Here is an 18,267-nt window from a genome sequence, read left to right as displayed (position 1 = left end):
CGACGGGCCACCCAGGGAGCGCACGTGACGGACACCCAGACCCCGCCGGAGGAACCGGGCGCCGCGCTGCTGCGCGCGGCCCGGTTCTTCCGGCCGGGCACCGCGGCACCGGACCTGCACAGCATCGGACTCGTCGGCGGCCGCGAGGCGGACGCCTTCTACCGCGACCGCTGGAGCCACGACAAGGTCGTGAACTCCACGCACGGCGTGAACTGCACCGGCTCGTGCCGGTGGAAGGTGTACGTCAAGGACGGGATCATCACCTGGGAGACCCAGCAGACCGACTACCCGTCGGTCGGCCCGGACCGCCCGGAGTACGAGCCCCGCGGCTGCCCGCGGGGCGCCGCGTTCTCCTGGTACACCTACTCCCCCACGCGGGTGCGCTACCCGTACGTGCGCGGGGTGCTCCTGGAGCTGTACCGGGAGGCGAGGGGCCGGCTGGCCGACCCGGTGCTGGCCTGGGCCGACATCCAGGCGGACCCGGAGCGGCGCCGCCGCTACCAGCAGGCGCGCGGCAAGGGCGGTCTGGTACGGGCGAGTTGGGACGAGGCGGTGGAGATCGTCGCCGCCGCGCACGTGCACACCGTCAAGCGGTACGGGCCGGACCGGATCGCCGGGTTCTCGCCGATCCCCGCGATGTCGATGGTGTCGCACGCGGCGGGCGCCCGCTTCCACTCCCTCATCGGCGCGCCCATGCTGTCGTTCTACGACTGGTACGCGGACCTGCCGGTGGCGTCCCCGCAGGTCTTCGGCGACCAGACGGACGTGCCGGAGTCGGGCGACTGGTGGGACGCGGCCTACCTGATGATGTGGGGCACCAACGTGCCCGTGACCCGGACCCCGGACGCGCACTGGATGGCGGAGGCCCGCTACCGGGGGCAGAAGGTCGTGGTCGTCTCCCCCGACTACGCCGACAACACCAAGTTCGCCGACGAGTGGCTGCACCCGCACCCGGGCACCGACGGCGCGCTCGCGCTGGCCATGGGGCACGTGGTCCTCAAGGAGTTCTTCGTCGACCGCGAGACGCCCTTCTTCTCCGACTACGTACGGCGGTTCACCGATCTGCCGTTCCTGGTGACACTGACCGAGCGGGACGGCGCGTACGTGCCGGACAAGTTCCTGCGCGCCTCGGACCTGGGAGACGAGGACGAGGGCGCCGAGTGGAAGACGGTCGTGCTGGACGCGGCGAGCGGCCGGGCCGTGGTGCCCGGTGGTTCCCTCGGCTTCCGCTGGACCGACTCGGGCAAGGGCCGCTGGAATCTCGAACTCGGCGACATCCAACCGGAGTTGACGCTGCACGGGCACGAGGCCTCGGCCGGTGTCGAGGTGCTCATGCCGCGCTTCGACACCGAGGGCGGCGAGCACGGGCAGGGCCGCGGCGAGGTGATGCGCCGGGGTGTTCCGGCGACCCGGCTCGGCGGCGCCGGCGGCCCGCTGGTCACCACGGTCTTCGACCTGCTCCTGGCGCAGTACGGCGTCGCACGCGAGGGGCTGCCCGGAGTGTGGCCCGCGTCCTACGAGGACGCCGGACAACCGGGCACACCGGCCTGGCAGGAGGTGCACACCTCGGTCCCGGCGGCCAAGTGCCTGAAGATCGCCCGGGAGTTCGCACGGACCGCGGAGAAGTCCAAGGGCCGCTGCATGATCCTGATGGGCGCCGGCACCAACCACTGGTTCCACTCCGAGACGATCTACCGCACCTTCCTGGCGCTGCTCCAGCTCACCGGCTGCCAGGGCCGCAACGGCGGCGGCTGGGCGCACTACGTCGGCCAGGAGAAGTGCCGCCCGGTGACCGGCTGGGCGACGCTGGCGTCCGCGAACGACTGGTCGCGTCCGCCGCGCCAGATGATCGGCACGGCGTTCTGGTTCCTCAACACCGACCAGTGGCGCTACGACAAGTTCTCCGCCGACGTGCTCGCCTCGCCGCTGGGCGAGGGCCGGTTCGCCGGGATGACGGGCGCGGACTGCCTGGCCCTGTCGGCGCGCACGGGCTGGATGCCCTCGTACCCGACCTTCGACCGCAACTCCCTCGACCTGGGTGAGTCGTTCGGCGACCCGGTGGCCAACACGGTGGCCGAACTGCGGGCCGGCACCCTGAAGTTCGCGTGCGAGGACCCCGACGCCCCGGAGAACTGGCCGCGGGTGGTGAACCTGTGGCGGGCCAACCTGCTCGGCTCGTCGGCGAAGGGCGCCGAGTACTTCGCCAAGCACCTGCTCGGCACGCACTCCTCGCTCAACGCCCAGGAGGCGGCGCCCGACGAGCGTCCGCGCGACGTGACGTGGCACGACGAGGCGCCGGAGGGGAAGCTCGACCTGCTGCTGTCGCTGGACTTCCGGCAGACCTCCTCGACGCTGCTGTCCGACGTGGTGCTGCCGGCGGCGACCTGGTACGAGAAGCACGACCTGTCGTCCACGGACATGCACCCCTACGTGCACTCCTTCACGCCGGCGGTGGACCCGCCCTGGCAGGCGCGCACCGACTTCGACACGTTCAAGACCATCGCCGAGCGCTTCAGCGAACTCGCCGTCGACCACCTCGGGGTGCGCAAGGACCTGGTGGCCACGCCCCTCCAGCACGACACCCCCGGGGAGATCGCGCAGCCGGGCGGCGTGGTCCTGGACTGGCGCGCGGGCGAGTGCGAGCCGGTGCCCGGCACGACGATGCCCCAACTGACCGTCGTGGAGCGGGACTACACGGCGGTCGGCGCCAAGTTCGCGGCCCTGGGCCCGCTGGTGGAGAAGCTGGGGATGCCGGCGAAGGGCATCGCGCTGCGGCCCGACGAGGAGGTCGGACAGCTCCGGGAGCTCAACGGCACGGTGCGCGGGGGCCCCGCGGACGGGCGGCCCTCGCTCGACACGGCCGTCAAGGCGTGCAACACCGTCCTTGCGCTGTCCGGCACCACCAACGGGCGGCTCGCGACGCAGGGCTTCCGCACGCTGGAGGCGCGCACCGGGCGCGAGATGGCGCACCTGGCCGCCGAGCACGAGGGCAGGCGCGTCACGTACGCGGACACCCAGGCGGCGCCGGTGCCGGTGATCACCTCGCCGGAGTGGTCGGGCCGCGAGACGGGCGGGCGGCGGTACACGGCGTTCACGCAGAACACCGAGCAGCTCAAGCCCTGGCACACCCTCACCGGGCGGCAGCACTTCTTCCTCGACCACGACTGGATGCACGAGCTGGGCGAGGCGCTGCCGATCTACCGTCCGCCGCTCGACATGAACAAGCTGTTCAACGAGCCGCGCCTCGGCCCGGACGGGGAACGGGAGGTGACGGTCCGTTACCTCACGCCGCACAACAAGTGGTCCATCCACTCCGAGTACCAGGACAACCTGTTCATGCTGGCGCTGTCCCGGGGCGGCCAGACGATCTGGATGGCGCCGCAGGACGCCGAGGCGATCGGCGTCACGGACAACGACTGGATCGAGGCCGTCAACCGCAACGGCGTGGTCGTGGCCCGCGCGATCGTCTCGCACCGGATGCCGGCCGGCACGGTCTACATGCACCACGCGCAGGAGCGCACGGTCAACGTCCCGCTGTCGGAGACCACCGGCAAGCGGGGCGGCATCCACAACTCGCTGACCCGGCTGATCCTCAAGCCGTCCCATCTCATCGGCGGATACGCCCAGTTGTCGTGGGCCTTCAACTACCTGGGCCCGACGGGCAACCAGCGTGACGAGGTGACGGTCGTGCGCCGTCGCAGCCAGGAGGTCCAGTACTGATGCGTCCGATGGCCCAGATCGCCATGGTGATGAATCTCGACAAGTGCATCGGCTGCCACACCTGTTCGGTCACCTGCAAGCAGGCGTGGACGAACCGGCGCGGCATGGAGTACGTGTGGTTCAACAACGTGGAGACGCGGCCCGGCCAGGGCTATCCGCGCCGCTACGAGGACCAGGAGAAGTGGCGCGGCGGCTGGGAGCTGAACCGGCGCGGCGCGCTGAAACTGAAGGCGGGCGGCCGGCTGAGCAAGCTGGCCGGCATCTTCTCCAACCCCAAGCTCCCGGAGATCAAGGACTACTACGAGCCCTGGACCTACGACTACAAGAACCTCACCGACGCCCCGCTCGGCGACGACTACCCGGTGGCCCGGCCCGTCTCGCAGCTCGACGGCAAGCCGATGAAGATCGAGTGGTCGTCCAACTGGGACGACAACCTGGCGGGCGCCCCCGCCTACGGCGACCTGGACCCGATGGTCGAGCGGACCCGTCAACAGGCGTCCGAGAAGGTGCGGTTCGCGTTCGAGCAGACGTTCATGTTCTATCTGCCGCGGATCTGCGAGCACTGCCTGAACCCGGCGTGCGTGGCGTCGTGCCCGTCGGGCGCGATGTACAAGCGCGAGGAGGACGGCATCGTCCTGGTGGACCAGGACCACTGCCGGGGCTGGCGGATGTGCGTGACCGGCTGCCCGTACAAGAAGGTGTACTTCAACCACCGCACCGGCAAGGCCGAGAAGTGCACGATGTGCTACCCGCGCATCGAGGTGGGCCTGCCGACGGTCTGCTCGGAGACGTGCGTGGGACGGCTGCGCTACCTCGGCGTCGTCCTGTACGACGCGGACAGGGTGACGGCGGCGGCCTCCGTGAAGGACGACAAGGACCTGTACGAGGCGCAGTTGGGGGTCTTCCTCGATCCGCACGACCCGGCGGTGCGCCGGGCGGCCGAGGAGGCCGGCATCCCGCACGACTGGGTGGAGGCGGCCCGCCGCTCCCCCGTGCACAAGCTGATCAGCGAGTACCGGGTGGCGCTGCCGCTGCACCCGGAGTACCGCACGATGCCGATGGTCTGGTACATCCCGCCGCTGTCGCCGGTCGTGGACGCCCTCTCGGAGACCGGGCACGACGGCGAGGACGCGGGGAACCTGTTCGGCGCCATCGACACGCTGCGCATCCCGCTGGAGTACCTGGCGGAGGTGTTCACCGCCGGCGACACCGGCCCGGTGCGGGCCTCGTTGGAGAAACTGGCCGCCATGCGTTCGCACATGCGGGCCATCAACCTCGGTGACGAACCGGACGCGGATTTGGCCGCCTCGATCGGCATGAGCGCCGACGAACTGGAGGCGATGTACCGCCTGCTGGCGATCGCCAAGTACGAGGACCGGTACGTCATCCCCACGGCGGCCGTCGGGGACGCGAAGCGCCTGGAGGAGTCGGCGCTGCCCGACGAGTGCAGCCTCGACCACGAGGACGGCCCCGGCATGGGCGGCGACGGCCCGTTCGGCCAGGACTCCGGCCGCAGGCGACTGCCGCTGGTCTCCGTGGAGAACTTCCACGCGCTGCGCAGACGGCAGACCACCGACGACAGCAGGGAGGCCTGAATGCCCAGGCACGAGGTGCTCCACCAGGCCGCGGCGCTGTGCCTGACCTACCCCGACGAGGACTTCCTGGCCCGGCTGCCGCTGCTGCGCGAAGCCGCCCCGGAACTGAGGGAGTTCGTCGAGCACGCGATCCACACCGACCCCCGGGAGCTGGCCGCGCACTACGTCCAGGTCTTCGACTTCAAGAACCGGCACAGCCTCTACCTGAGCTGGTGGACCGACGGCGACACCCGGCGGCGCGGCATGTCCCTGGTCCGCTTCAAGGACCAGTACCGCGCGCACGGCCTGGAGTTCACCGGCGAGGAACTGCCCGACTTCCTGCCCGCCGTGCTGGAGTTCACCGCCCGCACCGGCAACACGGACCTGCTCACCGAGCACCGCGAGGGCCTGGAGCAGCTCCGGACCCGGCTGACCGCCTTCGGGACGCCGTACGCGACGGTGCTGGACGCCGTCTGCGCGACCCTGCCCGACGTCCGTCCCCTGGAGCGCGGATGACCACCCTCCTGTGGGGCGCGCTGCCCTATGTCGCCTTCGTGCTGCTGGTCGCCGGCCTGCTCTGGCGCTACCGCTACGACAAGTTCGGCTGGACCAGCCGCTCCTCGCAGGTGTACGAGTCGAAGCTGCTGAACATCGCCTCGCCCATGTTCCACTACGGCATCCTGTTCGTGCTCGCGGGCCACCTGATCGGGCTGTTCGTACCCGCGTCGTGGACGGCGGCGGTCGGTGTCGGCGAGCACACCTACCACCTGTTCTCGCTGATCGGCGGGACGGCGGCCGGGGTGCTGACGGTGGCGGGCATCCTGATGCTGATCTACCGGCGCCGCACCAGGGCCCCGGTGCTCCGCGCGACGACCGTCAACGACAAGGTGATGTACGTCTTCCTGCTGGCGGCGATCGTCCTCGGCATGGTCGCCAAGCTCACGCACACCTCCGGCGACGGCTTCGACTACCGCGACTCCATGGCCCCCTGGGCGCGCAGCCTGTTCACGCTCCGGCCGGACACGGACCTGATGACGGGCGTGCCGCTGCTGTACCGGGTGCACGCCGTGGTCGGCATGGTGCTGATCGCGATGGTTCCGTACACGCGCCTGGTGCACATGTTCAGCGCGCCGCTCCAGTACCTGTTCCGCCCGTACGTCGTGTACCGCAGCCGGGACCGGCGGCAGTTGGGGCCGCGGCCCGAACGCCGGGGCTGGGAACGGCAGAACGGCTGAGCGTGCTGCCCGGGGCCGGTGTCACGGCCCGACGCGGAACTCCAGCTCGGGGCGTTCCCACAGCACGGCGGGCGGGTTCGCGGGCACCGTCCCCGCGGGACGGGCGCCCACGCTGCGGTAGAACCCCTCGGCCGGCGGATGGGACACCACGCGGACCCGGTCGAGTCCCGCGGCGGCGGCCTCGGAGCGCATGTGCTCGACGAGCAGCCGCCCGATGCCGCGGCCCTGCGCCCCGTCGGCGACGAACAGCAGGTCGAGCTCGGGCGGGTCGAGGACGAGCGAGTAGAACCCGAGGACGCGGCCGTCGGCGGTGTCGACGGCGACGAAGACGCGGTGGGTCTCGATGTAGTCGGGGCCGACCCGGTACCCCTCGACCATCGCCGCGTACCGCCCCTCGTAGGCGCGGGAGCCGCGCACGAGGCGGGTGAGCCTCCGGGCGTCCCGCGCGACGGCCCGCCGGACGGCGGGCGGCGCGGTGCCGCGCCTGGTGCCTGGGGTCATGGGGCGGATCCTACGGACCGGGGGGCGTCCCCGGCACGTCGAGGGTCCCGCGGCACGGGGGCGGACCGGTGTGCCGGTCCGCCCCCGTGCCGGTGCGGGTGTCAGGCGAGCTTCGCCGACAGGGTGATCGTCGTGCCGGTGAGCGCCTGGCTGACCGGGCAGTTGGCCTTGGCGTCCTCGGCGGCGGCCACGAACGTGTCGTTGTCGATGCCGGGGACGGTGCCCTCGACCGTCAGGTGGATGCCCGTGATGCCCTCGCCGGGCTGGAAGCCGACGTCGGCGGAGGTGGTGAGCTTGGTGGGCGGGGTGCCCGCGCCGGCCAGGGCGTGCGAGAGGGCCATCGAGAAGCACGCCGAGTGCGCGGCGCCGATCAGTTCCTCGGGGCTGGTCTTCCCGTTGGCCTGCTCGGCGCGCGACGCCCACGAGACCGGCTGTTCGCCGATGCCGGAGGAGTCGAAGGTGACGACGCCGCTGCCGTCGAGAAGGCTGCCTTCCCAGACGGTGTGCGCGGAGCGTGTGGTAGCCACGTTGAATCCTTTCGCATTCGTTTGATCAGGTCCCGTCGCCGGGTTTCCGGCCACCATCCGATCACACTCCGGCGCGGGCGACCCCACGGACGGGCCGTGGTGCGCAACACCGGTGCGCGGAAAGGCGTTCGGGACCCCGGACGTGCCGGGCGGCGTTCAGGCCGCGCGGCTCTCCGGCCGCGTCGCGACCGGGACCTGGGGACCGTTGGACTCCTCCAGCCAGCGTCGCAGCACCCGGTGGATCTCCTCGGCGCCGACCAGGTCGGTGTCCGCGCCGACGGGTTCGGACAGGTCGAGGGGCGACAGCAGGAACGGCCGGGACTGTGCCCCGCCGAGGCCGCCGTGCGACCCGATCTGCCCCTCGAAGGCGAGGACCTCGCCCTCGGCGGGGTCGTACCAGGAGTTGACCATGATGTCGGCGGTGTGCGGGAACGAGTGCGTGCGGCGCACCGCGTCCGCCGCTCCGGGGCCGAAGCAGGCGAGCGGTCCGGGCTCCTCGTCGAGCCGGTCCAGCGGGATCTCCGCGCCGTGCGCGCCGAGCACCACACCGCCGTGCCGCTCGCTGCGCACCAGCAGGAACCCGATGCCGGGGTGGTGGGCGAGCGTCGACAGCAGCGCCGGGTGGCGGGCGTCGATCTCCTCCTTGGTCATCCGGTGCGCGACGTCCGGGAAGGAGACCAGGCCGAGGTTGCCGGACGCGAGCACGACGGGCTCCGGGTGCGGCGGCGCGGGGCGGCGCCGCTCGCCCCCCTCCTCGACGGGCCTGCGCAGCGCGGCGCGCACCGCCGCGCGTGCCTCGGCACCGCTGTGGGTGCGGCCCGCGCGCCGCGGCACGGGCAGCCCGCAGCCGGCCCGTACGAGGTCGCCGAGGGTCAGGCCGTAGCGGGCCTGGAACGTTTCGCCGGGGCTCTGCCCGTGGTCGGACAGCACCACGAGGCGGTACGGGCGGGGTGCGTGGTCGGCGGCCTTCTCGATCAGCGCGAGGGAGCGATCCAGGCGGCGCAGCACCTTCGCGGCGTCGCGGCTGCGCGGACCCGAGTGGTGCGCGACCTCGTCGTAGGCGACCAGGTCCGCGTACACGGCGGTGCGTCCGCCGAACATGTCGCCGAGCACCGCCGCGACGACGACGTCCCGTTCGACGACCGTCGCGAAGGCCCGCACCAGCGGGTACAGGCCGGCCCGTCCGACGCGGGGGCGCCGTTTGGCGATCCGCGCCCGGGTGGACTGGCCCACCTCGCGGGCCACCTCCGCGCAGAAGGACAGCGCGGTGCGCACGGCGTTGGCGGGGTCGGAGAAGTAGGCGAAGTAGCCGGCCCGCGAGCGGTTGCCGCGCCCGCGGCGGGCGGCGACGGACAGCACGAGGGCCAGTTCGGCGGCGCCCCCGCCGAACAGGTTGCCGCGGCTCGCACCGTCGGCGGTGAGCAGACCGCCGTCCCCGGTGTGCGCCACGGCGCGGCGCTGGAGTTCGGCGGCGCTGGTCGGCCGGTTGCTGACCATCACCTCCTGGGTGTCCTTCTCGTACCAGCGGAAGGCGGGCACGTCGTAGTTGCTGCCGTGCAGGATGCCGAGCTGGCTGGCGCCCGTCTGGCTGGACCAGTCGGTGCGCCACGGGGTGATGCGGTGGGTGGCCGTCCCGGCGCGGCCGGTGCCGGGGGACGCCCCCAGCCAGCGCGCGACCGTCGGCATCAGGCCCTGCCCCACGGCGTCCAGCAGGACGTCGTGGCCGACGCCGTCGAGCTGGAGGAAGACCGTGCCCGGGGTCGCCGGACCGGGCGGCAGGCTGCGCCGTCGGCGGTCGGCGAGCCGGTGCAGGCGGCGCCGGTAGGCGTCGTCGTCGCGGACGGCGAGGCCGGCCCCGGTCGCCGACGCGACCGCCGACATCACGGCGGCCACCACCACCGCGGTCTCCGGGCCCGCCTCGCCGTGCCCGGTCGGGTTGATCCGCAGGGCGATCAGCAGCAGCGAACCGTTGAGCACGAAGACGAGCAGCCCGAGGACCAGGGCGGGCACGAGCAGCAGCAGCCGGACGAGCAGCGGCCACACCAGGGCCGACAGCAGACCGAAGGCACCGGCGCCGAGCGCCGCGGTGGCGGCGATCCGGGTGGCGCTGTCGCCGTCCGGCGACTGGAGCTGGAAGTCCGGCAGGATGCCGGCGAGCACCAGCATCGTGACCGTGGAGACGGCCCACACCGCGACACTCCGCCCGACCTGGCTGGCGACCCGCCGCCAACGCCCTCCACGCACGCCCCGCACACCTCACGTCCCTGCCCCGTCGTCCGCGCGGGGCTGCGTCCACCCTGCCACAAGGGCACGGGGCGCCCGCGCGGCGGGAGCGGGACCACCGGGAGGGGGCCGCCTACCGGCCGTCGTACGCGGCGGTGGGCATCGTCAGGCGGCGGTGGACGCGGGCCTTCATGCCCGCGTCGTACGCCGGTTCCGCGCTGCCGACCGTCTCGACGCGGACCCCGCGCCGGGCGCACTCCGCGGTGAACTCCTCGACGGAGGCGATCGCCGTCTCCAGGACCCGGCGGCTCGGCGCGACGAACAGGTCGTGGCCGGGGCGGACGCCGTCCCACAGCGCGCCGTGGTCGGGGCGCAGTCCGCGCACCAGGAGCTCCCGGGTGACGACCCAGCCGCGCTCGGCCGCCCAGCCGGCGCACATGGCGTGCTGGCCGCGGGAGTCCACGAGGAAGGGGTCGGTGTCCAGCTCCTCCAGCGGCGTCAGACCGGCGATCGCGGTGACGCGCGGCGCCGGGTCCGCCGCCTCGGCGGTCGCGGCGGGCGGGGCGGACGGCCGCGCGTGCGCCGGGTCCGCGGTCTGCTCGACTCCCATGGTGTCCCCCTCACCTCCGGGTTCGCCGCCGACCCTACCCCTGCCCGTAGGCTTCGGGCAGTCACACGAAGGAGGCAAAGCGGTGCCGGTGGAGATCACCTGGTGGGGGCACGCCACCTGCACGGTCGAGGACTCGGGCACCCGGGTGCTCACGGATCCGCTGTTCACCCGGCGGCTGGCACACCTGCGGCGGCGGTCCGGCGCCCTTCCGACGCCCGAGGCCGCGCGGGCCGATCTCGTGGTCGTCTCCCATCTGCACGCCGACCACCTGCACGTACCGTCGCTGGCGCGGCTCGCGCCCGGCACCCGGCTGCTCGTGCCGCGCGGCGCCCCGCGCCAGGTGCCGGGCCTGCGGCGGCTGCGCCATCTCGCGGTCGAGGAGGTGGCGCCCGGGGACACGGTCCGCGCGGGCGACCTCCGCGTGCGCGTCGTGCCCGCGCTGCACGACGGGCGGCGGCTGCCCCTCGGGCCGCGCCGCTCGCCCGCCCTCGGGTTCGTCGTCGAGGGCGACGCCCGTACGTACTTCGCCGGGGACACCGCGCTGTTCGACTCGATGGCCGAGGAGGTCGGGCCGGTCGACGTGGCGCTGCTGCCGGTCGGCGGCTGGGGGCCCAACCTCGGCGAGGAGCACCTGGACGCCGACCGCGCGGCCCGCGCCCTGGCCCTGCTCGCCCCGCGCATGGCGGTGCCGGTGCACTACGGCACCTACTGGCCGATCGGCATGGGCTCGGTGCGGCCGCACGAATTCCACACGCCGGGCGAGGAGTTCGTGCGGCGGGCCGCCGTGCACGCGCCCGAGGTCACCGTGCACCGCCTCGCGCAGGGCGAGAGCGCGCGTCTGGAGGCCGTGCGGTGAGCCAGTGGTACCTGGCCGCGGCGACGGTGCCGACCGGGACGACCCAGCAGGCGGCGGGCTACCCGACGCTGTTCCTGCTGGTGACGCTCGGGGCCCTGGTACCGGTGGTGCCGACCGGGGCGCTGGTGAGTTCGGCGGCCGTGGTCGCCTTCCACCAGACCGCGCCGTTCTCGCTCGCGCTGGTGTTCGCGACGGCGTCCGCCGCCGCCTTCCTCGGGGACGCGGCGCTGTACTGGCTGGGCCGGCGCGGGCTGCACTCGAAGAACGGTTCGCGCTGGCTGGAGGCGATACGGCGGCGCGCGCCCGAGGAACGCCTCGCGCAGGCGCAGGAGAAGCTGGCCGACCACGGTGTCGCCGTGCTGGTGCTGTCCCGGCTGGTGCCGGCCGGGCGCATCCCGATCATGCTCGCCTGCCTGGTCGCCGAATGGCCGCTGCGCCGTTTCGTCCGCGGCAACCTGCCGGCCTGCCTGGCCTGGGCCGCGACCTACCAGGTGATCGGCATCCTCGGCGGCTCCCTGTTCAGGGAGCCGTGGGAGGGCGTCCTGGCCGCGGTCGTGCTGACGGTGGTGATCGGCGCGGCGCCCGCGGCGTGGCGACGGCTGCGCGGGACCCGGGACGAGTCGGCCGTGCAGCGGCAGGGCTGACGGCACGGCACCGCCCCGGGCACGGCGTCACTCGTCGGGGGTCGGGCCGCCGGCCGGCAACTCGCCCTCGGCACGCGCCTGTTCGGCCGCCTCCCGCGGCAGGCCGGCCTCGGCCGGGCCGCGTCCGGTGCCGGGTGCCCGCACCGAACCCTCCGCCGTCACGGCGACGTCGGTGATCACCGACGGGGCGGCCGGGACCTCGTCCGCGTCGCGCGGCGCGTCGTGCCGCGCGTCCTCGTGCGCGGGGCCGTCGATCGCCCCGGCCAGCACCCGGGAGCCGCCCACCGGCAGGTCCCACAGGTCCTCGCGGGCGAGCCCGGCCCGCGCCCACGCGGCGCGGACCCGGGTGAGGGGCTCCAGGACCGGTTCGGCGGAGAGCACGAACGTGGCCCAGTGCATGGGGGCCATCCGCCGCGCCCCCAGGTCCTGCGTGGCGCGCACCGCCTCCTCCGGGTCGCAGTGCACGTCGCTGAGCCACCAGCGCGGGTCGTACGCCCCGATCGGCAGCAGCGCCAGGTCGATGCCCGGGTAGCGGCGGCCGATGCGGGAGAACCAGTGCCCGTACCCCGTGTCGCCCGCGAAGTAGACGCGGTGCCCGTCCGGCGCGGTGAGCACCCACCCGCCCCACAGCGAGCGGCAGGTGTCGGTGAGGGTGCGCTTGGACCAGTGGTGGGCCGGCACGAAGTCGAAACGCACGCCGCCCAGTTCGGCCGCCTCCCACCAGTCCAGCTCGGTGACGTTCGTGAACCGGCGCCGCTGGAACCACTTTCCGAGCCCCGCGGGCACCAACACCGGTGTGTCGCGCGGCAGTCGGCGCAGTGTCGGCGCGTCCAGGTGGTCGTAGTGGTTGTGGCTGACGACGACGGCGTCGACCCGCGGCAGCGCGCTCCACGGGACACCGACGGGGGTGATCCTGGCCGGTGTGCCGAGGATGCGGCGCGACCACACCGGGTCGGTGAGGACCGTGAGACCGCCGATGCGCAGCACCCAACTCGCGTGCCCCGCCCAGGTGACGGAGACCGTGTCCCGTCCGGCGCGGGGCAGCGGGCCCGGTTCGAACGGCAGCCGGGGGATGTCGGCGAGCCCCTCCCTGCCGGGCCGCACCGCGCCCTCGCGGGCGAACCTGGCCAGACCCTTGAGACCCGGCAGGGGCGCGGTCAGCCGGTCCCGGAAGGAGCGCGGCCAGATTCTGCGCCCGCCGAGCGGACGGGGCTCGGCGAGCGGCGGGTACGGCGCACGCGACCCGGACGCCAGGGCTTCCCCGGCCTCCTCCCCCGGCGACCGCCGGGATTCCTGTGACTGCTGTGACTGGTGGGTGTGTGACCGCTGTGCCGGTGACTGCGACTGCTGCGTCATCGCGGATGCTCCCATCGCCGAGAGTCGTCACGGAGGTCGTCGAAGACGGCCTTCACGGAAGTCAACGCGCGTTGCACGTGTGACAGTTCCTCGGGTGCGCGGGCCGTGAGGCAGGCCGCGCGCAGCTCGTCCGTGGCCCCCAGCAGCGGGCCGGTCGCCAGCCGCACGCGCAGGGCCGCGAGTTCGTCGCCGAAGCGGTGGCCGCCCGGCGCGGGCATGCCGAGCCGGACGGTCAGGAAGTCCTCCAGCTCCTGCGCGTCCCCCACCCCGCGCGCCGCGAGCACGGTCCGCAGCGGTGCCAGGTCCACGTACAACTGCCGCCCCGCGCGCGGCGGACGCGCGAGCGCGCCCGCGCCCACGACCGCCGCGTGCAGGGCCTCGGCCAGGCGCGCGTGCAGACGTACGGCTGCGGTGCGGCGCCCGGTGACCGGCGCGGGTTCGCGAAGCGCGTACCCGGCGGCGGCGGCCACCGGTTCGGCGATGCGCGCGCCCAGCGCGGTCAGCACGTCGAGCACGCGCGCGTGCAGGGCGGTGCCCCCGTCCCCCTCGGGGAAGCGGGCGACCGCGGCGGGCCAGCCGGCCGGCAGGAACGCGCCCGCCAGGTCGGACACGACGGTCACCCGGTCGGGCAGCATCTCCGCGGGGCTCAGCAGCACCGTGCCGTGCGGGTCGTGCACGGTGTCGCGCCACGTCTCGTCGCTGACCAGGTGCAGGTTCTCGGACGCGGCGGCCTCGACGGTCTCGTGCAGGACCTCGGGCGGTGCCACCGTGCCGGTCGGGTCGTCGGCGACCGACAGCACCAGCAGCCGCGGGTCGCCGCCCTCCGCGCGCACCCGGCGCACGGTCTCCAGGAGCGCGAACGGGTCGGGCACACCCCCGGACTCCGGAGGTGTCGGGACGTGGAAGACCGGACGCCCCAACAGCCGTGCGTACGGCGCCCACCAGACCGCGCAGGGGCGCGGCACGAGCACGTCGCCGCCCAGTGCCGCGGTCAGCGCGAGCAGCAGGGACGGCGCTCCGGGGCCGGCCACCGTCCGCTCCGGGACGGTGGGCAGACCGCGTCGGTCCCAGTAGCCGCAGGCGGACTCCAGCAGGTTCCGGCCGCCGCCGACGGGGCAGTCGTGCGGGCTGCCCGCGGCCTCGGCGAGCACGGCGCGCAGCTCCGGCAGCACGGGGAGCCCGTCGCCGGGCAGCGGCGGACCGAAGCGGACGGGGCCGTGGCCCTCCGGGTCCGCCCGCCGGATACGCGCCTGCGCGCGGTCGCCGTCACCGTGTTCCGTCACCTTGCCGCGTCACCGCGTTCCGTCGTCGAGCCGGCCCTCCGGACCGGCCCGGCCGCAGGGTCCCGGTGATCTTCGTACCCAGCACGACGCGAACCATGACTCACCACGGCACCGTCAACACCGTTGCCCGGAAGGGGAGTTCGGCGGGCGGGCGTCACGGCCGGCCGCCCGTGCCGCGCACGGCGTGGCGCACGCGCAGCAGCGCGGCGCCGACGGCCCCCACGATCAGCAGGCCCCCGGCCACCAGCGCGGGCACGGAGACGCCGAACGACCCGCCGTCCCCCGCCTGCACGGCTCCCGGTACGGCGGCGTCCTGTTCACCGTGGCCGCACTCGGCGCGGGACTCCTCCCGGCACGGCGGCCGCTCCCCGCCCCGGGACACGGCGAACGTCGCGCTCCAGGCGGCACCGTGGTCGCCCGGTCCGCCGGGGCAGTGGCCGTCGACGCTCCAGGCCGCCCCGGGACCGACGCCCTCCGGGCTGCCCTCGGCGTCCCGGCCGGAGGCGACGCGGGCGGTGCCCCGGTAGGTGGTCTGCCGGGACCGGCCGCTCTCGTCGCCGGGGACACGGCGGAGTTCGACGGTGCCGTCCTCGAAGGCCCGCGACGAAGCGTCGACCGTCTCCGCGGCCGGGCCGCCGCCGTCCGGCCCGGAGATCCGGTCGCCCTCGCCGTCGCCCGCGTCGCTGTCGTCCTTGCCGTCGTCCTTGCCGTCGTCACGGGGGCCCGGCTGCTGGTGGCCGGGCCGGTCGGGGGCGGGGCGGTCGTGGGCGGGGCGGTCCTCACCCGGCCTCTCGTGGCCGGGCACGTCGTGCGCGGGCGGCTCGCCCTTCGGCTTCTCGTGGCCCGTGCCTCCCGGCCCCTCCCCCGGGTCGCACCGGACGGTGACGGTGACGGTGCCGCCGGGTGCGACGGTGCCGGGGCTGACCTCGGCGGACGACCCCGCGTGCACGGCCGGAGCGAGGGACACGACGGCACCGGCCAGGGTGGCGACGGTCAGGGCGCGGGCGGTGCGGCGCATACGGGCGGGCTCCTTCGGCCGACGGCTGCGGAGCGCGGTCGACCGCGCCCCGCAGCCATCACAGCCCGTGCGGAGCCGGGACGCTCGCGGCCGGACCCCATTCGCGGGACCCGTGCGACCGAGCGGGTGAACTCCCCGGCCGGACCGCGGCCGCCGGCCGCTCCGTCAGTCGGCGTCCCGGATGACCTGGTCGCGCACCTTGCGGCAGGAGCGGCTGATGAGCCGGGAGACGTGCATCTGCGAGATGCCGAGTTCCTCCGCGATGTTGCTCTGGGTCATGTCGCCGAAGAAGCGCATGTAGAGGATGGCGCGTTCGCGCTCCGGCAGGGCGGCCAGCCGGGGCTTCACGGACTCCCGGTCCACGACGGTGTCGAGGGCCGGGTCGGCGGAGCCGAGCGCGTCGCCCAGGGAGTAGCCGTCCTCGCTGCCGGAGAGTTCGGCGTCCAGGGACAGGGCGGTGAAGCTCTCCAGTGCCTGGATGCCCGCACGCGCGTCCTCCTCGCTGAGCTGCGCGTGCGCGGCGATCTCCGCGACGGTCGGGGCGCGGCCCGGGATGGTCTGCGAGAGTTCCTGGCTCGCGACCCGCACCCGGTTGCGCAGGTCCTGGACACGGCGCGGCACGTGCAGCGTCCACATGTGGTCGCGGAAGTGCCGCTTGATCTCGCCGGTGATGGTGGGGACGGCGTAGCTCTCGAAGGCGTTGCCGAGGTCGGGGTCGTAGCGGTCCACGGCCTTGACCAGACCGAGGGCGGCGACCTGCCGCAGGTCCTCGTAGCTCTCGCCGCGGCTGCGGAAGCGTCCCGCCAGCCGTTCGGCCATCGGCAGCCACGCCTCGACGATCTCGCCGCGCAGGGCGTCGCGTCGGGGTCCGGCGGGCAGTGCCGCCAGTCGCCGGAACGCGGACGCCGTGTCGGGGGCGTCGTCGTGCGGATGGTGCCTCGCGCTTGCTTGGGTTCGCATCGGTGCCTCGCAACTCCCTGAAGGGACATCCGGGTTGGACGGTCGCCGTGGGAGCGGGGCGGCGGTCGGACAGACCTGCCGGGGGGAACGGTGTCCGCTCCCACGGAGGTGCCTGCTGTCCGAAGCACTGAAGGTGCGCCTGCCCCCGGCCCCCGGTCGCAAACACCCGGCCGCGCACCGGATCCGCGGCCGCCCCGCGTCGCTCCGCGCGGCGTCCTGATCAGCGGGATCGGGACCGGCCCGCGGCTCGCCCGGCGGAGTGAACATCCCGGGCGCGGCCGACCGGACGGAGCGGGGGCGGTACGCGGGCGGCCACGGACCCGCCCACGGCGCCGGGGGGCGCCGAGGGGGGGTCCGGCCGGCCGCCTCTCCCCCGGCGGCGCGGCGACGGCGGCCGTATCGTGAGAATCCGTCGCGCCCGGCCGAGTCCGGCGCGGCGAGGGCCGTCGCGCACGCCGTCCACCGAGTCCGACCGCAGCCGCGGAAGACGACACACGGAGTCCCCCATGTCCCAGGCAGAGCAGCAGGGCACCAGCAGCGGGGCCGGTTTCGACGCCGGTTCGGGTACCGAAACGGTTCTCGGTGAGGCGGAGTTGCGTGCGCTGGACGCGCACTGGCGGGCGGCGAACTATCTGGCGGTGGGGCAGATCTACCTGCTGGCGAATCCGTTGCTGCGGGAGCCGTTGTCGCTGGAGCACGTGAAGCCGCGGCTGCTGGGTCACTGGGGTACGTCGCCGGGGCTGAACCTGGTGTACACGCATCTGAACCGGGTGATCGGTGCGCGGGGGCTGGACGTGCTGTGCGTGTGGGGGCCGGGGCACGGGGGTCCGGCGGTGGTGGCGAACTCGTGGCTGGAGGGCAGTTACAGCGGGGTGTATCCGGACGTGTCGCGGGACGCGGAGGGGATGGGGCGGCTGTTTCGGCAGTTCTCGTTCCCGGGCGGGATCCCGAGTCATGTGGCCCCGGAGACGCCGGGGTCGATCCACGAGGGCGGTGAGCTGGGGTACTCGCTGTCGCACGCCTATGGTGCGGCGTTCGACAATCCGAATCTGCTGGTGGCCTGTGTGGTGGGGGACGGGGAGGCGGAGACGGGTCCGCTGGCGGCGTCGTGGCACTCGAACAAGTTCCTGGACCCGGTGCGTGACGGTGCGGTGCTGCCGATCCTGCACCTGAACGGCTACAAGATCGCGAACCCGTCGGTGCTGGCGCGGCTGCCCGAGCCGGAACTCGACGAACTCCTGCGCGGCTACGGCCACGAACCCATCCACGTCACCAGCGACGACCCGGTGGAGGTCCACCGCGCGCTCGCCTCCGCGTTCGACCGGGCGCTGGACCGCATCGCCCTGCTCCAGCGCACGGCCCGCGAGGAGGACAGCACCGAACGCCCGCGCTGGCCCATGATCGTGCTGCGCACCCCGAAGGGCTTCACGGGCCCCGCCGAGGTCGACGGCCTTCCCGTGGAGGGGACTTGGCGCGCCCACCAGGTCCCGCTGGCCGAGGTGCGCGAAAACCCGGAACACCTGCGGCAGTTGGAGGAGTGGCTGCGCTCCTACCGCCCCGAGGAACTCTTCGACGCGGACGGCCGGCCCGTCGAGGAGGTCCTGGCCTGCGTGCCCCCGAAGCCCGCCCGCCTCGGCAACAGCCCCTACGCCAACGGCGGGTTGCTGCTGCGTGAGCTGCCGGTGCGGCCGCTGGAGGAGTTCGCGGTCGAGGTGAAGACCCCGGGCACGGTGATGCACGAACCCACCCGGATCCTGGGC

The 18,267-nt window shown here is 74.0% G+C and carries 13 protein-coding genes and 2 pseudogenes; 7 read left to right on the top strand and 8 right to left on the bottom strand.

The features are described from left to right. Positions 1-24: 24 nt before the first annotated feature. The 4 genes from ACFZA0_RS23555 to narI are packed head-to-tail and all read left to right on the top strand — an operon-like array spanning position 25 to position 6,529. On the top strand, positions 25-3,720 hold the full coding sequence (locus ACFZA0_RS23555) for a nitrate reductase subunit alpha (protein WP_391020326.1): 3,696 nt from the start codon (positions 25-27) through the stop codon (positions 3,718-3,720). Continuing rightward, positions 3,720-5,315 (top strand): nitrate reductase subunit beta, encoded by a 1,596-nt coding sequence (narH, locus tag ACFZA0_RS23550; RefSeq protein ID WP_391020325.1) that lies wholly within the window; start codon positions 3,720-3,722, stop codon positions 5,313-5,315. The genes ACFZA0_RS23555 and narH overlap by 1 nt, the downstream gene beginning before the upstream one ends. After that, a complete protein-coding gene (gene narJ / locus ACFZA0_RS23545) occupies positions 5,316-5,810 on the top strand; it encodes a nitrate reductase molybdenum cofactor assembly chaperone (RefSeq protein WP_391020322.1) in 495 nt (164 codons plus the stop codon). Next, positions 5,807-6,529, top strand: coding sequence for a respiratory nitrate reductase subunit gamma (gene narI / locus ACFZA0_RS23540; RefSeq protein ID WP_391020320.1), 723 nt, complete (start codon positions 5,807-5,809; stop codon positions 6,527-6,529). Before narJ ends, narI begins: the two co-directional genes overlap by 4 nt. Before the next feature lie 21 nt (positions 6,530-6,550). Here narI and ACFZA0_RS23535 read toward each other — a convergent pair whose 3' ends face one another. The 4 genes from ACFZA0_RS23535 to ACFZA0_RS23520 form a co-directional block, all read right to left on the bottom strand. After that, the gene (locus ACFZA0_RS23535) at positions 6,551-7,030 is read right to left on the bottom strand and encodes a GNAT family N-acetyltransferase (protein WP_391020318.1); all 480 of its coding nucleotides are present in this window, start codon (positions 7,028-7,030) and stop codon (positions 6,551-6,553) included. Between the two features lie 101 nt (positions 7,031-7,131). Next, complete coding sequence (locus ACFZA0_RS23530) at positions 7,132-7,557, bottom strand: OsmC family peroxiredoxin (RefSeq protein WP_391020316.1); 426 nt, start codon at positions 7,555-7,557, stop codon at positions 7,132-7,134. 156 nt (positions 7,558-7,713) lie between these two features. Continuing rightward, on the bottom strand, positions 7,714-9,810 hold the full coding sequence (locus tag ACFZA0_RS23525; protein WP_391020314.1) for a phage holin family protein: 2,097 nt from the start codon (positions 9,808-9,810) through the stop codon (positions 7,714-7,716). Positions 9,811-9,913: 103 nt separating this feature from the next. Further along, entirely contained in the window at positions 9,914-10,390 is a 477-nt protein-coding gene (locus ACFZA0_RS23520; RefSeq protein WP_391020312.1) for a hypothetical protein, read from the bottom strand. An 82-nt stretch (positions 10,391-10,472) separates the two neighbouring features. Between ACFZA0_RS23520 and ACFZA0_RS23515 the strand changes: the two genes are divergently transcribed. Both ACFZA0_RS23515 and ACFZA0_RS23510 read left to right on the top strand, forming a co-directional pair. Then, complete coding sequence (locus ACFZA0_RS23515; RefSeq protein ID WP_391020310.1) at positions 10,473-11,246, top strand: MBL fold metallo-hydrolase; 774 nt, start codon at positions 10,473-10,475, stop codon at positions 11,244-11,246. Continuing rightward, positions 11,243-11,890, top strand: a complete 648-nt coding sequence (locus tag ACFZA0_RS23510; protein ID WP_391020308.1) for a VTT domain-containing protein — start codon at positions 11,243-11,245, stop codon at positions 11,888-11,890. The genes ACFZA0_RS23515 and ACFZA0_RS23510 overlap by 4 nt, the downstream gene beginning before the upstream one ends. A gap of 264 nt (positions 11,891-12,154) precedes the next feature. On the opposite strand, the pseudogene ACFZA0_RS23505 reads toward ACFZA0_RS23510, so the two are convergent. The 4 genes and pseudogenes from ACFZA0_RS23505 to ACFZA0_RS23490 form a co-directional block, all read right to left on the bottom strand. Further along, positions 12,155-13,261 (bottom strand): annotated as a pseudogene (locus ACFZA0_RS23505) (MBL fold metallo-hydrolase); the annotation flags it as partial. Next, entirely contained in the window at positions 13,243-14,490 is a 1,248-nt protein-coding gene (locus ACFZA0_RS23500; protein ID WP_391020826.1) for an aminotransferase class I/II-fold pyridoxal phosphate-dependent enzyme, read from the bottom strand. The pseudogene ACFZA0_RS23505 and the gene ACFZA0_RS23500, both read right to left, overlap by 19 nt. A gap of 193 nt (positions 14,491-14,683) precedes the next feature. Beyond that, positions 14,684-15,547 carry a hypothetical protein gene (locus tag ACFZA0_RS23495; protein ID WP_391020306.1) on the bottom strand — a complete coding sequence of 288 codons (864 nt, stop codon included), beginning with the start codon at positions 15,545-15,547 and terminating at the stop codon, positions 14,684-14,686. Positions 15,548-15,712: 165 nt separating this feature from the next. Next, entirely contained in the window at positions 15,713-16,507 is a 795-nt protein-coding gene (locus ACFZA0_RS23490) for a SigB/SigF/SigG family RNA polymerase sigma factor (protein WP_391020304.1), read from the bottom strand. Between the two features lie 506 nt (positions 16,508-17,013). Here ACFZA0_RS23490 and ACFZA0_RS23485 point away from each other — a divergent pair. After that, positions 17,014-18,267 (top strand): annotated as a pseudogene (locus ACFZA0_RS23485) (phosphoketolase); the annotation flags it as partial.

The organism is Streptomyces sp. NPDC008150, from assembly GCF_042956945.1.
Lineage (GTDB): Bacteria > Actinomycetota > Actinomycetes > Streptomycetales > Streptomycetaceae > Streptomyces.
This window is presented reverse-complemented; position numbering and strand designations above follow the sequence as displayed.